Source organism: Dokdonella sp., assembly GCF_035511235.1.
In the GTDB taxonomy this organism is placed as follows: domain Bacteria; phylum Pseudomonadota; class Gammaproteobacteria; order Xanthomonadales; family Rhodanobacteraceae; genus Dokdonella.
Map to the genome: position 1 here is coordinate 1 of NZ_DATKFQ010000017.1, position 15,076 is coordinate 15,076.

The 15,076-nt window shown below is 70.4% G+C and carries 10 protein-coding genes; 2 read left to right on the forward strand and 8 right to left on the reverse strand.

The genetic code is table 11. From position 1 onward, the window contains the following. The first annotated feature begins 329 nt into the window (after nt 1–329). Together VMR06_RS08695 and VMR06_RS08700 are read left to right on the forward strand one after the other, a co-directional pair. Nucleotides 330–1,343: a hypothetical protein gene (locus tag VMR06_RS08695; protein WP_325375242.1), complete on the forward strand. Its 1,014-nt coding sequence runs from the start codon at nt 330–332 to the stop codon at nt 1,341–1,343. A 371-nt stretch (nt 1,344–1,714) separates the two neighbouring features. After that, nucleotides 1,715–2,179, forward strand: coding sequence for a DUF962 domain-containing protein (locus tag VMR06_RS08700; RefSeq protein WP_325375244.1), 465 nt, complete (start codon nt 1,715–1,717; stop codon nt 2,177–2,179). Nucleotides 2,180–2,692: 513 nt separating this feature from the next. Here the strand turns inward: VMR06_RS08700 and VMR06_RS08705 are convergent. The 8 genes from VMR06_RS08705 to VMR06_RS08740 form a co-directional block, all read right to left on the reverse strand. Then, complete coding sequence (locus VMR06_RS08705; protein WP_325375246.1) at nt 2,693–5,194, reverse strand: efflux RND transporter permease subunit; 2,502 nt, start codon at nt 5,192–5,194, stop codon at nt 2,693–2,695. After that, nucleotides 5,191–6,330 (reverse strand): hypothetical protein, encoded by a 1,140-nt coding sequence (locus VMR06_RS08710; protein ID WP_325375248.1) that lies wholly within the window; start codon nt 6,328–6,330, stop codon nt 5,191–5,193. Before VMR06_RS08710 ends, VMR06_RS08705 begins: the two co-directional genes overlap by 4 nt. A gap of 208 nt (nt 6,331–6,538) precedes the next feature. Continuing rightward, complete coding sequence (locus VMR06_RS08715; RefSeq protein ID WP_325375250.1) at nt 6,539–7,915, reverse strand: DUF1329 domain-containing protein; 1,377 nt, start codon at nt 7,913–7,915, stop codon at nt 6,539–6,541. Nucleotides 7,916–7,932: 17 nt separating this feature from the next. Next, nucleotides 7,933–9,831 (reverse strand): DUF1302 domain-containing protein, encoded by a 1,899-nt coding sequence (locus VMR06_RS08720; protein ID WP_325375251.1) that lies wholly within the window; start codon nt 9,829–9,831, stop codon nt 7,933–7,935. A 30-nt stretch (nt 9,832–9,861) separates the two neighbouring features. Next, on the reverse strand, nt 9,862–12,021 hold the full coding sequence (locus tag VMR06_RS08725) for an Ig-like domain-containing protein (RefSeq protein ID WP_325375253.1): 2,160 nt from the start codon (nt 12,019–12,021) through the stop codon (nt 9,862–9,864). Nucleotides 12,022–12,174: 153 nt separating this feature from the next. Continuing rightward, nucleotides 12,175–13,050 carry an NAD-dependent epimerase/dehydratase family protein gene (locus VMR06_RS08730; protein WP_325375255.1) on the reverse strand — a complete coding sequence of 292 codons (876 nt, stop codon included), beginning with the start codon at nt 13,048–13,050 and terminating at the stop codon, nt 12,175–12,177. Next, the gene (locus VMR06_RS08735) at nt 13,051–13,992 is read right to left on the reverse strand and encodes a hypothetical protein (protein WP_325375257.1); all 942 of its coding nucleotides are present in this window, start codon (nt 13,990–13,992) and stop codon (nt 13,051–13,053) included. It lies immediately after the preceding gene. A 13-nt stretch (nt 13,993–14,005) separates the two neighbouring features. Then, nucleotides 14,006–15,055, reverse strand: a complete 1,050-nt coding sequence (locus VMR06_RS08740) for a sensor histidine kinase (RefSeq protein WP_325375259.1) — start codon at nt 15,053–15,055, stop codon at nt 14,006–14,008. Nucleotides 15,056–15,076 lie beyond the last annotated feature (21 nt).

Consider the following 15,076-nt stretch of genomic DNA (forward strand, 5'->3'; position numbering starts at 1 on the left):
TGGATGTAGTCCTCCAGCCGATCAGGGAGCAGGAGTCCCTGGGAACGATCGACTTCATCTACGAATCGCTTCATGCAGAGCCCCAATTGACTGGCGCTGAAATCTTGCCAGCCAGATGGGGGTTTTCACACAGCCTCGGCCGATAGCGGACCGTACCTCTGGTCAACCCGACGCCGTGGTCGGCCATCACCGGGACCGAGGATCATCTTGGCAAGAACCGGCTGGGCGGGGAATTTTATCCGGCAACCTCATGAAGCGATGAGGGTTTTCCGATTCTATGGGGCATTTTTACACGTATCTCGGCTGAACCCCAAGGCGAGCGCGCACAAGTGCTGGAGCAATCGGGCGAGGATCCGATCGGCGCCTACCGTGCCGCCATCGGCCATATGCGCATCGCCGTGGAGCGTGCGCCGCAGGCACCGTTCCTGCGCCTGAACCTGGCCAATGCGCTGGGCATCCTCGCCTACGCACTGGCGCAGCGCGGCCAGCCCGACGTCGAGCTGACCCGGCAGGCCATCGCCCAACTGCAGGAAGTGGTGGCGGCTCAACCCGGACGCGCCGATGCATGGCATTCGCTGGCCAACAGCCACTGGGATCTGGCGATGGCCCGGAGCTGGCGGGGCGAGGATGCGCAAGCCTCGATTGCCGAGGCCGATCGCCTGTTCGACCACGCCGCCACCCTGGCACCCACGCAACTGGCCATCCCGTTCAACCACTACAACCTGTCGTTGTTCGCCGCCGCCGAAGCCCTGCGCGACGAACAGCCGGCGCAACACTGGCTCGCACGCGCCGAAGCGCTGGCCGCCGCGATCGACGCGCGCACGCAACAGGACTGGATATCGCCGTGTCCACGCGCCGAGTACGCGCTGCGCCGGCTGCAGGCGGCCACCGTGGCCGGACGCTACGAGCCCGCCACGCACGCACAGGCCGCCGCGCTGCTCGAACGTGGGCTGGCCGCGCAGCCCGACAGCGTCGACTGCGCGCGCCGGCGCATCGAACTGGCCGCGATCGCGCTGCCGTTTCTCGACGCCCGGCGCCGGCAGCGGGAACGCGAGGCCGCCGCCGCGCTGCAGGCCCGGCATCCGCGATCGCTCGAGATCCATCTGGCCTGGGCCGGTGTGCTCGCCGCCCGGGCTCCCGTGGATCCCGCAGACGCCGCCGCACTGGACGCGCAGATCGCTGCGCTCGAACGCGATACCGGCGGAAACTGGATCGGGCGTCTGCGTCCGCTGCATGCCAGACTGGCCGCACTCGCAGGCGAAGGGCGGCTCCCGGATGCGGCCGGTACCGGACTCATCGCCGAAGAGCGCGCCGGTCGTAGCGCGGCCCGGCCGGACCACTGAAGTCGCGCCCGGATCCGCTCTCGACGCGCGAACCTGGACCACGGCGCATCGAGTCCGGCTCGCCGATGCGCAGGCCCCGACTTGGCCCGAGGAGGAATCGGCGCATTCGCGGTCGTCACCGCGGGCCGGCGAATGACGCGCGACCTGCGGGCCGCCCTTGGCCGAGCGCTTGGCGGAGGCGCGACCGGCCGCTCGGCGACCGCCGATTCTCGTCCACCATCGCGCGGCCGCTGCAGGCCCGATGGCCGTTGCGGACGGTCTGCGAGAGTCCGCTGTCCGGCTCGATCCATCTGCGCTTGTGCGCCGCATCTTTATCGCCGCCGTACGCGCGCGTACAGTCGCGCCGTCCTTCGATCGCGATGGGGTGCCGCGTGCGCACGGTCAACGAATGGTTCGGCAACTACAGCCGCGATCACCAGCACCCGACCAACCGGCTGATCCACTGGATCTGCGTGCCGGCGATCCTCTGGGCCGTGCTCGCCGCGCTCTGGGTGATCCCGGTGCCGGCGGCGCTCGGCCGCCCGGGCTTCTGGGCCGGCATGGCGATGGTGCTGGCGTTCGCGTTCTACTGGCGGATGTCGCGCCCGGTCGCGCTGGCGATGCTGATCGTGTTCGTGCTGTTCGGCGTGCTGACCGAGGCGCTGTACCGCCTGCTCGGCCCGGTCGATCTGCTCTGGCTGGCCGGCGGCGTGTTCGTCGCGGCCTGGATCGGCCAGTTCGTCGGCCATCTGATCGAAGGCGCGCGCCCCTCGTTCTTCACCGATCTGGCCTATCTGCTGATCGGCCCGGCCTGGCTGGCCGGCAAGATCATGCGCAGGCTGCATATCGCCTACTGACCAAGCAGCGCTCGCGACCCGCCGATCGCGGAACTCGGCACAATAGCCGTCGCGCTCCAGCCGCTCTTCGCCGACACTCGGCCCGGGCGGCCTCGACCAGGCAGGAGCGATCCTGCCGTGCCGGCTTCTCGCGCCGCGGTCTCGACGGGCAAGCCTCGGCATATGCGGCAAGCGCCACGCTCCGTACGTGTCTGACCAAGTGGCGAGTTCTGGGGCCGGAGCGGCATGAACAGCCCGCTTCTTCTGCCTCCGCCGGCCCGACGGGCCTGGCCGTGTGGCCGTTCGACGGTATTGCCGATGTCGCGGTCCGGGTGCGAGCGAGCCTGAACCGGCGCCCGGCCGGCATCAGACGCCCCGTATCCGGCACGCGTGATCAGCGTCGGCGGATGTGGATCAGCTTGCCTGCCGCCCACTCGGTTTCACCGCATCCGAAAGCCGCACCGGCCTTTCCTGCCGGACCCTGGCGCGCCGGCGCGTTTCCTCAAAGGCTCGCCGTCGAGACGGTGTCCTCGCTCACACCACGCGCTCGCGCGGACGCAGCAGCCAGCGGCACAGCGCCGGCAGGAACACGATCGCCGCGATCATGTTGACGACGAACATGAAGGTCAGCATGACGCCCATGTCGGCCTGGAACTTCAGATCCGAGAACACCCACGTGAACACGCCGACCGCCAGCGTCAGCGCGGTGTAGAAGATCGCGATGCCGGTGGTCTTGAGCGCGGAGAAGTACGACTCGGTCAGCGGCTTGCCGGCCTGCATCGCCTCGCGCATGCGCGCGAAGATGTAGATCGCGTAGTCCACGCCGATGCCGACGCCGAGCGCGATCACCGTCAGCGTGTTGACCTTCATGCCGATGTCGAGCTCGACCATCAGCGCATGGCCGAGTTCGGTCACCAGCACCAGCGGCAGCACGATGCACAGCGCCGCGAGCGGGTTGCGGAAGCTCAGCAGGCACATCACGAACACCGCCGCGTAGAGCAGCAGCAGCATCGTGCGCTTGACCGCGCGTACCTCGTCGTTGGTCGCGGCCATGACGCCGACGTTGCCGGTCGCCAGGCGCAGATTGATGCGGTGGCTGGTCGTCGTCTCGCCGCGCGCCTGCGCGGCGGCGGCCTCCTCGGCCAGCTGCTTACGCAGGTTGACGTCGGGTCCGGCGAACAGGCCGTTGTCGTCGCGGAACTGCTTGACCGCGGCGACGACGCGGTCGATCGTCGTCGCGCGGTGATCGGTCAGGAACATCATGACCGGCATCGCGCTGCAGTCGCCGTTGAGCAGGCCGGTGTCGGTCTCGAAACCCTGCGTGTCCTGGCGCAGCGTGTCCGAGTCGCGCGGCAGCGCGCGGTAGCGCACGTTGCCCTCGTTCCAGCCGGCATGCACGAGCTTGGCCGCGCTCGGCAGCGTCATGACCTGGGCCACGCCTTCGACGTTGCGCATGTGCCAGGCGAAGCGGTCCAGCGTCTCCATGACCGGATAGCTGCCGATGCACGCCGATGGCGCGGCCTCGGCGATCACGTTGAGAATGTCGACGCCGAGCGCGAATTTCTCGCTGATCAGGCGCGCGTCCTGGTTGTAGCGCGCGTCCGGGCGCAGCTCGGCGACGCCCTCCTGCGCGTCGCCGATCATCACGCGGCTGCCGTAATGGCTGGCGGCCAGCCACGCGGCGACGCCGATCGCGATGATCACGGCGGCCGGCACCGGCCGCGCGAAGCGCGCCAGCACGGCCCAGAGCTTGTCGAACTGGGTCAGCTGGCGCAGCCGGTACTCGCGCTTGCGCGGCAGGTTGCGCAGGCGCGTGTAGGACAGCAGCACCGGCAGCAGGACCAGGTCGGTCAGGATCGTCAGGCCCACGCCGATCGTCGCGGTGATCGCCAGCTCGAAGATGATCCGCACCGGGATGATCAGGATCGTCGCGAAACCGATGCAGCCGGCAATCAGCGCGACTGAGCCCGGCACCAGCAGCATGCGGAACGCCAGCCGCGCCGCGGTCGCCGGATCCACGCCCTCGCGCCGGCGCAATTCCTCGACGCTGCCGTCCTCGAGGCCGCCGAAGAACAGCTCGCCGCGGAAGCGGTTGATCATCTGCTCGCCGTGGCTGACCGCGATCGCGAAGATCAGGAACGGCGTCAGCATGTTCATCGGATCGATGCCGAAGCCGAGCAGGCGCAGTGCGCCGAGCATCCACAGCACCGAGATCAGCGCGCAGAACACCGTCAGCGAGGCCAGCTTGGCCGACGAGGAATAGACGAACAGCAGCAGCCAGGTGAACGCGATCGTCAGGAAGAAGAAGCCGATCACCGAACGCGCGCCGTCGGTGATGTCGCCGACCATCTTGGCGAAGCCGATCACGTGGACGCCGATGTGCTCGTTCTCGTACTTGCCGCGCAGCGCCTCGAGTTGGGCGGCGATCTTGTTGTAGTCGACGTGGATGCCGTGTTCGGGATCCTCGGGCACCAGGTCGACCCAGACCATCGCGCCGGAGAAGTCCTTGGCGACCAGACGCCCGACGATGCCGGCCTTGACGATGTTGTCGCGCACCGTCGCGAACTGCTCGGGCGTCGGCGCGAAGCCTTCGAGATTCGGGCTGAAGCCGTTGGGGATCACGTTGCCGGCGTCCAGACCGTCCTCGACGACCTCGATGTAGCGCACGTTCGGCGTGAAGATCGAACGCAGTCGCGCCTCGTCGACGTTGTCGATGCTCTTGGCCTCGAGCGTGATGTTCTCCATCGCCTGCATGAACGGCAGGTTGAACATGTCGCCGCCCTTGTCGACCACCGCGATCAGGATGCGGTTGGCGCCGCCGAAATCGCGCTCGTAGTCGAGGAAGGTCTGCATGTACTCGTGCTGCAGCGGCACCTGTTTCTTGAAGCCGGCGTCCACGCGCAGCTGCGAGGCGAAGAACGCCATCGCCAGCGTGATCAGCGCGAAGACGACGAGGACCGCCGGCCGGTTGCCGAACACGAGCCGCTCGGCGAAGCGGTGGAACGCGCCGGGATGAGTCGCACTGGCCGGATTCATGGCAGCTCCACCTCGCCGACGCCGTTCTCGCCGACCAGCAGCAGCCGGCGTCCGTCCAGCGCCACCGCGCCGGCGAGTACGCCGGCACCGGGCTGGGCCATCGTCTCGAACGGCGCATCGGCGCTGCGGCGCATCAGCACCACGCCGTTGGCGCCGACCAGGACCGCGCCCTCGCCGTCGAGCGCACTGCCGCCCATCAGGCCTTGCTCGGTCCCGCTGGCGCGACGGGTCCAGCTCTCGCCGAGGTCGCCGGTCTCGAACACGTTGCCGCGCAGGCCGAACGCGAGCACGCGATCGCCGGCATAGCCGATCGCGCCGAACATCGAGCCGTCGTATGGCAGCTGGATGCGCTGCCAGGTGTCGCCGCCGTCGCGCGAGCGGAATGCGCTGCCGCGCTCGGCGAGGATCATCAGACCGCCGCTGCCGGTGCGCACGATCGCGTTGAGATGGGGATCGGACTCCTCGCCGAGCGCGAGCTCGTCCTCGCTGAAGACCATCGAGCCGTCCTCGCCGTCCTGCGCCGCGTCGGCCGCGGGCGAGGCCCCGGCTGGCGCGGGCGCCGCTGCGGCCGGCTCCTTGGACGCGTTCGCCGGCGCGACCGCGAGTGTCTCGGGCTGCCAGCTGGCGCCGCCGTCGCGCGTGACCAGCATCCGGCTGTAGGCGCCCACGGCGATGCCGTGGCGGTCGTCGACGAACAGCACGTCGAGCAGCGGCGCGCCGTGGCGCGGATCGGCCGCGGCCGCTGCGCCGTCCTCGTAGCTGTCGCGGTGCTGCACGTTCCAGTGCACGCCGCCGTCGGCACTGTGCACGATCACGCCGTCGTGGCCGACCGCCCAGACCGAATCGCCGCGTGCGGTCGCCGCGGTCAGCAGCACGCGGACCGGCACCTCGGACTGCGTCCAGTCACGGCCGTCGGCGGAGCGCAGCACGTGGCCGCGGTCGCCGACGACGAGGTAGCCGTCACCGGCACGCAGGGCGTCGAGCAGCAGCGAACGCGCGGCCAGCGGCATCCTCTCGGCCGGCGACGACACCGGATCGGGCCAGGCCGGCGGATCGGCGGCCTGGCCGGCCAGCGGCAGCGCGGCGCACAGACCGAGTGCCGCGGACCGGCACCATGAGAACGAGGATCGGGTCATGTCGGAACGGAGCGGCGGCGGATGGGGAGAAACCGATGATGCCCGAACCGCGATGCCGTGCGCGGCAGGCGCGGACCGGCACGGGCGGCGGCGCGGCGAAGCGCACCGGCCGCGCGCGGGCGCGCTGCGGCGCCGTGCGATCGGGAGACGGCAGCCCCGGGCGCCGCAGCGGCGCCCGGGACCGCGGAGGCTGCGAGCGGCGACGCGCTTACTGGATGCCGCGCTGGCGCAGCGAGTTCGGCGAGAACGCATCGGGCGAGAGCTGCACCGAGAAGTTGTAGCCCGAGTCCTCGTTGTCGAGACCGCCGACGATGTAGCGCCCGTTCTTGAGGTCGTGATGGGTCTCCAGCGTCGACCAGAACGTCGGCAGATCGTAGTAGGTCACGCTCGGCGCCTCCGAGTAGCGCCACAGCTTGCCGTCGGTGTCGTAGTGGTCGGTCAGCAGGATCTGCCAGCTGTCCTCGTCGAGATAGAACGTGCGGCGCGGATTGATGTGGCTCATGCCGGGCTTGAGCGTGGCCTCGACGACGTAGATGCGGTGCAGCTCGTAGCGCAGCAGGTCCGGATTGATGTAGCCGGGCTTGATCAGGTCGGCGATCTTCGCGGTGTGCGCCTTGTACGAGTTGTACGGCACGTACATCTCGCGCTTCTCGACGAGCTTCCAGTCGTAGCGGTCGAGCGCGCCGTTGAACATGTCGAGCATGTCCGAGGTGCGCAGATTGTCCGAGGCGGTGCCGGGGTTGTCGTAGGCGACCTGCGGCGCGCGGCGCACGCGGCGCTGGCCGGGGTTGTAGACCCAGGCCTGGCGCGGCGAGGTCTTGGCGTTGAGCGTCTCGTGCACCAGCAGGATCTGGCCGGCGTAGCGCGGCGGCGAGGTCACTTCCTGGTAGAAGTAGATCAGGATGTTGTTGATGTTCTCGATCGTCGCGCCGGGCCGGAAATACGGCGACAGCGTCTGCTCCTTGATCCTCACCAGCGTGTACTGGCCGCCGGCGGTCGGCATCGCCTGGTTGTACCAGTGGTCGAGCGTGATGCCCTTGAACTTGAGCTTGTGGTTCCAGATCGCCTGGGCGCCGGCGGTGGCGGCATCGGTGCTGAGGATCGGGAACGGGAAGCCCTGCGAGACGCTGCCGACGCCGTCACCGTCGCTGACCAGTTCGCCGGTGGCGGCGTTCTTGATCGTGGCCTCGTAGATCGTCGCCGGGAACGCCGCGCTGCGCCGCGTCGGATAGACCACCATCTTCCAGTTCGGGTACTTCTCGAACATCGCGATCTGGCCGGCCGACAGCTTGTTGCCGTAGGACTTGTAGTTCTGCGCGGTGATCTCGACGGTGGGCTTGTCGTCCGGATACGGGTCGACCTGCTGCTTGCCCGGCGCGAAGCCGGCCGGCGCCTGCGTGATGCCGCCTTCCCAGGCCGGGATCGAGCCGTCGGCGTTGCCGGCGCGCAGCGCGCCGGTCGGCGTCAGCTCGGTGCCGCTGACGCCGAGCTTGGCCACTTCGCCGGCCGGCGCCTTGGCGAGCGCCGCCGACGCGCAGGCGGCCGCTATCGCGAACGCGAGGAGTGTCTGCTTGATAGTCGTCATCGTCTTGCCTCTCCTCGTCAGAACGAATACTTGGCGGTCGCCGCGACGAAGTCACGGTCGTTGATCAGGTTGAAGCTGCCGCCACCGAAGAAGTTGGTGTAGCTGAGGTCGAACGCCCACTGGTTGAGGTAGGTGAGCTCGGCGCCGAGCGTCACCGACTTGCGGCCTTCGAGGAAGTTGCCGCCGGGGCCGGGCGAGGTGCCGTTGACGTCGTGGTTGAACGCGATGCGCGGCGACAGGTTCATCGCCTTGCCGAACACGTTGTTGTAGTCGGCGCGCGCGGCGATGCGATAGCCCCACGAGAAGTCGGTCGGGAAGCCGCCGACCTGCGTGATCGGATTGCGCAGGCTGCCGGTGAGGACGTCCGGGCCGCCGCCGGTGTCGGTGCCGTCGCCGTTGAAGCGCACGCCGTACGGCAGGCTGACCTGCGTGAAGCCGACCTCGCCGACCAGCGAGATCTGATCGGCGCCGACGAAGTTGCCGGGACCGAACACCTTGGTGCCGGTCAGCTGCAGCTGCCACTGCTTGGCGCGCTGGTAGCCGCGGATCTCCTCGCCGGGCGAGAACTGGCCGAGCTGGCTCTGGAAGCGCAGGCCCGGCTGCGGGATCACCGCATTGAGCGGCGACAGACCGGCGAACAGGATCTCCACGTCGTCGAGCTGGAACGGCATGTTCGGCCGGTAGCTGACCTCGCCCTGCAACGCCACGCCGCTCTGCTCGAGCAGCGTGTTGAAGCTCAGGCCGTACAGGCGGATGCCCTCGGGGTACTCGGTGAAGAAGCTGCCAGAGTTCGGCGCGGTCGTGGTCACCGCGAAGCCGCTGATCAGCGGCAGGCGGCTGTGATAGCGCATCGCGTAGAAGCCGAACTCGGTGTTGTTGAGCCAGTCGGCGAAGTAGCGCAGCGCCAGGCCGCCCTGCCCGTCGTCCTGCGGCTTGCGCGTCGGGCTGCGCGGGAACGCCGCCGAACAGCCGGCCGCGACCAGGGTGGCCGGCAGGCCGGTGTCGCTGGCACCGTAGTTGCCGCCGACGCAGACCTCGTCGAACAGGTTCGGATTGATGACCGGCTGCGGCACCGTGCCGAAGTTCAGCATGACGTAGCGGCCGCCGATCACCGCGAAGTCGTTGGTCGAGAAGTACGTGCCGACCGGATCGGCGTCGGTCTCGTCGTAGTCGAGCTGGTAGAACGCCTCGAGCGAGACGCGGTCGGACAGGTTCAGCGAGCCCCAGAGCATGTTGACCGGCAGGAAGGCCTGCTTGAGCTCGGCACCGGCGACGCGCAGCTTGGAGACGTCGACCGGATTGATCGCGTTGATGCCGTTCTGGATGAACGTGCTCTCGCCCCAGCTGACGACCTGCTTGCCGACGCGCCAGCTGCCGCTCTGGTTGCCGACCGTGAAGTTGTTGAACAGGAACGCGTCGTAGATGCGGGTCTGCGTGCCGACGCGGTTCTTGGCGGCGTGCGAGAGGTTGTCGCGGTCCTCGTTCTCGAAGTCGTAGAAGCCGTAGCCGCGCACGAACAGGCCCCAGTTGGCGCCGTAGTTGAGGCTGAGCTCGACGTTGGCGCCGACCGCGTTGGAGAACGGATCCCACTGGTCGTAGGCGAGATTGCCGTCGTCGCCGTTGACCGAGTAGCGGCCGCGGGCCGCGCGCTGCGCCTCGCTGCCGAGTCCGAGCGCGCTGACGGTCGGATCGTAGAAGGCCTTGCCGATCAGGTCCGGATCGCGGTCCTGCACGCGCACCGAGATGCCGTAGGACAGCGTCGTGTTGAGCGTGCCGTGGAAGCCGTCGTCGTCGCCGAAGCTGATCGCGGCCGCCGGAGCGGCCAGGCCGGCCAGTGCGAAGGCGGTCGCCAGCGCCAGTGCGTTGCGCGCCGGACGTGCACGCAGCGGCAGCGTCGAGATGTTGATCTTGTTCATGTCGTATGGACTCCCCAGGATCCCGGTCGATTACTGCGTGCGGATGACGGACGGATTGGCGATCTGCACCGCGGTGCCGCCGCTGACCAGCAGGCTGGCCATCTCGCCCTGCATCTCCGCGGTCGCGGCCGGCGATGCGGCCGGGCTCAGCAGCGAGCCGTGATCGCCCTGGGTGAAGCGCACCGCGCCGCGGATGCCGGCGGCGTTCTGCGTGGTGGCCGTGATCGAGGCCAGGCCGAGCGCGCGAATCAGCGGTTCGGTACCCGACAGCGGCGCACCGGCGACGCTGTTGGGAATGACCTGGTCGGGCAGTACGTCGCCGCCGCCGACCACTTCCTGCAGCAGCAGGCGCTTGCCGGCCGTCGCGAACGCGAAGTTGATCGGATCGGCCGAGTCGATGACGGTCTGCGCGGCGCCGAAGAACGCGTCGTAGTCGGGCGTACCCGGCTGCAGGCCGGCCGAGGCGGCCAGGCCCGCGCGGATGCGCGGCCCGAACGTCGGCGAAGCCTCGAGCAGGCGCGCGATGCCGCCGCCCGGCACGTTCAGCAGCGCGGTCTGCACGCCCGGCTCGGTCGCCATGAACACCGTGCCGATGATGCCGCCGAGCGACTGGCCGACGAAGCTGATGCGCGTCGCGTCGAAGTCGGCCGAACCGCTGCTGGAGATGCGCATCGCCGGGATCGCCCGCGTCAGCGCGATCAGGTCGGCCGCAGCCTGGCGGATGTTGTCGCGCGAGGTCAGCAGGCTCGTCAGGTTGATGAAGTGCGTGCCGGAGCTGTCGATCGCGCCATCCGGACCGGGCGCGCCGCTGGCGTTGTCGACGTAGTCGACGTCGAACGTGCGCTCGTGCGCGCCGAGTGCCGCGAACGGCGTGTTGCCGACGTAGAGCGGGCTGGTGCGGTCGGTGACGCCGTGCAGCGGCGCGTCGATCGCGACCACCGCGAAGCCCTGGGCGGCCAGCGTCGCGGCCACCGCGAACGCATCGGTGCGGTTGCGCGTGATGCCGTGCTGGTAGATCACGACCGGCCAGCCGGCCGCCGGCCGCGAGCGGCCCGAGGCGGCGTTCGGCACGGTCAGCACCATCGGCACGGTCTGCGTCGAGGTGGCCACCGGCAGCGGATTGGCGAACGTCACGTGGGTCGAGGTCGGGTCGAGGCCGGCCGCGTTGAACGGCGGCACGTAGGCGCCCGGACCGGCCTGCCAGAAGCTGTTGAGCGGCGCGGTCGGATTGGTCACGTTGGGCGTGCCGAGGTAGTACGGCAGGTCGATCACGCCGATGTGCACGTCGGCGACCGGCGGCAGCGCCGGGTTGATCGCGGCCAGGGTCAGGCCGGTCGGCGCGGTGCGCGTCGTCGGCGCGGCGGCCGCGACGGCGCGCGCGCGGACCGCCTGCATCACCGGCGTCACGCTCTGCGTGGTCGCGACCCAGCTCAGCACGATGCGGTCGCGCGGCACGCCGGCGGCGGCGGCGGCGGCCTCCTGCGCATTGGTCAGACGGCGCAGCGGCTCCAGTGCGCAGGCGGTCGCGTCCGGCAACAGCGGCTCGGTCGAGGCGCCGTTGCTGCACAGCGGGCTGGTGCGCTGGGTCAGGAAGTAGGTCTGGTCCGGCGTCGCGTCGTTGCCGCGGCTGTCGGTGATGCCGTCGGTCAGCACGGCCATGTACGAGGTCAGCTGCGCGAGCGGCTTGGTCGGCACGATCGCCAGCGTGCGCGAGGACGCGTCCGAGGTCGTCAGCGCGACGACGAAGTCGGCATTCGGCTGCAGCTCGCGGGTGACGCCGGTGACCGCGCCGCCGGGACCGCTCAGCGTCACCTGGAACACGCGCACGCTCTGGCCGGCGACGATCGAGGTCGCCCTGGGCGCCGCCGAGAACGTGGTCGTCCACGGCGTCGTCGTGCTCCAGCCGTCGAGCGCGTTGATCGCCACGCGCGGGTTCGAGTAATCGGTGGGATCGGGAACCGGGATGTTCAGCGTCAGGTCGGTGGTGCCCGACAGCAGCAGATTGGTCGGCGAAGGCACCACGCTGACGCTGGGGTCGAAGCGCGCGGTGATGACGCCGGTGACCGGCGACCCGTCGTTGTTGGTGGCCGGCGGGTTCGCCGGCGGAGCGCTGGAGCTGTTGCTGCCGCCGCTGCAGGCGGACAGCAGTGCGGTCGCCAATGCGACCGCCAGAATCGATCGGGCCTGCATGAATCCTCTCCCCTTCTTAAATTTCTGTAGGCGACGTGTCGGGCGTCGCATCTTAGGCGGTCGCGAGTTCGCTTTGCAATGCCGGAGCGCCTAGAAAATCGTTTCTACTTCAATATGTTGCGTCGCACCATACGCAGAGGCATGGTGCGCGCCTCAGAGGGCCGGCGGCGGCGACCAGCAGGCCGGGTCGGGCCGGAACGGCCGCGGCGACCAGCCCAGGTCGGCGGCAGCGGCTGCATCGTCGGCGATCAGATCCGCCGACAGCCGCTCGACGATGGCGGCCAGCCGCGGCATGCCGGGCGAGGTTCGCCATAGTGCGCCGCCGACCCGCAGCAGGGCCAGCGGCACCGGCAGCGGCAAGGTCGCCACGCCGAGCCCGGCCCGCACGCGTTCGAGCATCGCCGCGAACGGCAGCCGCTCGCCGCCGCCGAGCGCATAGACGCGCCCGGCCGCGTGGCCGTGTGTCATTGCGGACAGACAGGCGCCGGCGAGGTCGGCGGCATGGACCGGCTGGCGCAGGCCCTCGCCGCCGAGCAGGCGCGGGAACACGCGCAGACGGCGCGCCAGCCGCGCGATCGGGGTCAGGCTGTGGTCCATGCCGGCGCCGTAGATCAGCGTCGGCCGCAGCACCGTCCAGCCGGCGCCGAGCGATGCGGCAGCGGTCGCAAGCGCCTGCTCCGACGCGGCCAGACGTGCCGCCAGCGCGCGTTCGGCCGGGTCGGGCGAGGCGCGCTTGCTCTCGGCGCTCATCGAGCCGAACGCGACGATGCGGCCGATGCCGCCGGTCTTCGCCGACGGCAGCCAGCCGGCCAGGCCATCGAGCGGTCCGAGGCTGAACAGCGCGTCGATCGCCGGCAGCGCCGGCATCGCGCCGTAGAGATCACCGCAGCGCCATTGCAATCCCGGCCGCTGCGAGGGCGGCCGCGGCCGGCGGCTCAGCGCGATCACATGCCAGCCGGCGTCGAGCAGGCGCGGCACCAGAAAGCGGCCGATCTGGCCGTCGGCGCCGGCGACGAACGCGAGCGGCATCTAGCGCCCGGCGGCCTGGCGCGCGACGCGCGCCGGCAGCGCCCGGATCCGCGCGAGCTGCGAGGCCGACGGCAGCGCCAGCAGCGGCTCGGCCGCGGCGACGGCGGCCAGCGCGTGACGCGGCAGCGCATCGGGACTGCGCTTGATCAGCATGTAGCGCTCCAGCGCGGCGGCGATCGCCTGCTCGCACTGGCGCAGATCGAGCGGCCGCGCCAGCAGCCGGAACACGCGCGCCTCGTTGGCGAGCGCGATCGCGCGCGCCGGGTCCTGGCGCGTGCACGCGGCCACCGCGAGGATCTGCGGCTGGTGCGCCTTGAGCGCCTGCAGCCAGCCGCCGAGATCGCCGTGGCGGGCGTCGACCTCGGCAAAGACGACACCGGTCTCGTACTGCTCGACGACCTGGATCGCACGCTCGGCCGAGCTGGCGAACCGCACCTGATGGCGCGCCTGCAACTGATCGCGCAGCCGCTGCTGCAGCGTCGGATCGTCCTCGATGACGAGCACGCCGACCTGGGCGCGTGCCCAGGCCTGCTCCTGCGCGAGAGCGGCGTCCGGCAGCAGCACCGGCACCGAGCGCGCGATCGTGCCGGCTTCGGCGACCACGGCCGCCAGCACGTCGTTGCTCGGCCACGGCACCGTCGCCACGTGCCAGACCTCGGCCTCGTTGACGGCTGCGGCGACCGCCGCGAAGGTCTCGCGCTCGAACAACGCGATGCGCTGCGCGCGCGGCTGCGCGGTCCGCAGCGCGGCCAGCATCGCGACCGCGTCGCCGCCCGCGAGCCGGCCCGAGGCGACGATCACATCGACGTCGCGCTCGCGTGCCGATGCCAGCGCATCGTCGCCGTCGGCCGCGACGATCACCTCGTGCATGCGCAGCAGCGCCTTCAGCGCGCGCACCAGCGGCGCGTCGGCGACCAGCAGCAGGACCCGCAGCGGCTCCATCGGCGCCTCCGGATCAGGCCGCCGCCAGCGGCGGGACGGCCAGCGCATCGGCGGCCGAGCCGGCAGCCGGCAGGCTGACGACGAAGCGCGAACCGCCGCTGGCGGTATGTACCTGGATCGAGCCGCCGTGCGCCTTGACGATGCGGTGCACGACGGCCAGTCCGATGCCGAGCCCCTGCCCGACCGCGCGCGTCGTGAAGAACGGCTCGAAGATCCGGGCCAGCACGTCGTCGTCGATGCCGTGCCCGGAATCGGCGATCTCGATCTCGACGGTGCCGCCCGCACCGTGCCGCGTCGCGACCGTCAGCCGGCCGTTCGCCGGCATCGCCTGAACGGCGTTGGTGACCAGGTTCAGGACCATCCGGCCGAGCTGGCCGGGCACCGCACGCATGCGCGGCAGCTCGGCGCGTTCGCGCCTGAGCTCGATGCGGTCCGCGCGCAGGTGCGCGGTTGCGTCGAGCACCGAATCGACCAGCGCGTTGAGATCGACCCAGTCGGCGTCCTCGCGCTCGCCGCGCGCCTGCGCGCCGAGCTCGCGCGCGATGCCGTCGAGCCGCGCCAGGCCGGCGTCGGCATCGCCGAGCAGGTCGCGCGCCTCGTCAAGGAACGCGCTGCGCTCGAGGTTGCGGCGCGCCTGGAACAGCTTGGCGCGCGCGCCCTCGACGTGGCGCACGACGTTGTCGAGACTGGCCGGATCGGCGCCGAGGATCAGCTCGACCGGCTGCAGGCAGTACTGCACGGCCGCGTCGTAGGCCTTGACGAGCGCGCGATAGTCGGCGATCTGGCCGCCCGCCAGCTGCACGTTGTTGCGCGCCGCACCGAGCGGCCGCGCGAGTTCGCGGCAGAAGCCCGCCGCGATCTGGCCGAGTCCGGCGTATTCGCCGGCCTGGGCGGCCTGCACCTGGCGCGCCTCCAGTTCGGTCAGCTCCTCCATCAGTGCCTGCTTGCCGCGTTCGAGACTGGACGCGCGTTCACGCTCTCGGCGCAATGCGCCGTGCGCCATCAGCCCTGCGACCAGGAGCGCGGCGGCGACGATCCAGCCAGCCCAGGCGATGGCGTTCACGGGCGTCCCTCCAGGTGGCGC

Bases quoted from the DNA above. Each gene is read 5' to 3' on its own strand.
- VMR06_RS08725 (WP_325375253.1), bottom strand. From the start codon at position 12,021: ATGCAGGCCCGATCGATTCTGGCGGTCGCATTGGCGACCGCACTGCTG.
- VMR06_RS08720 (WP_325375251.1), bottom strand. From the start codon at position 9,831: ATGAACAAGATCAACATCTCGACGCTGCCGCTGCGTGCACGTCCGGCG.
- VMR06_RS08735 (WP_325375257.1), bottom strand. From the start codon at position 13,992: ATGGAGCCGCTGCGGGTCCTGCTGCTGGTCGCCGACGCGCCGCTGGTG.
- VMR06_RS08730 (WP_325375255.1), bottom strand. From the start codon at position 13,050: ATGCCGCTCGCGTTCGTCGCCGGCGCCGACGGCCAGATCGGCCGCTTT.
- VMR06_RS08710 (WP_325375248.1), bottom strand. From the start codon at position 6,330: ATGACCCGATCCTCGTTCTCATGGTGCCGGTCCGCGGCACTCGGTCTG.
- VMR06_RS08705 (WP_325375246.1), bottom strand. From the start codon at position 5,194: ATGAATCCGGCCAGTGCGACTCATCCCGGCGCGTTCCACCGCTTCGCC.
- VMR06_RS08715 (WP_325375250.1), bottom strand. From the start codon at position 7,915: ATGACGACTATCAAGCAGACACTCCTCGCGTTCGCGATAGCGGCCGCC.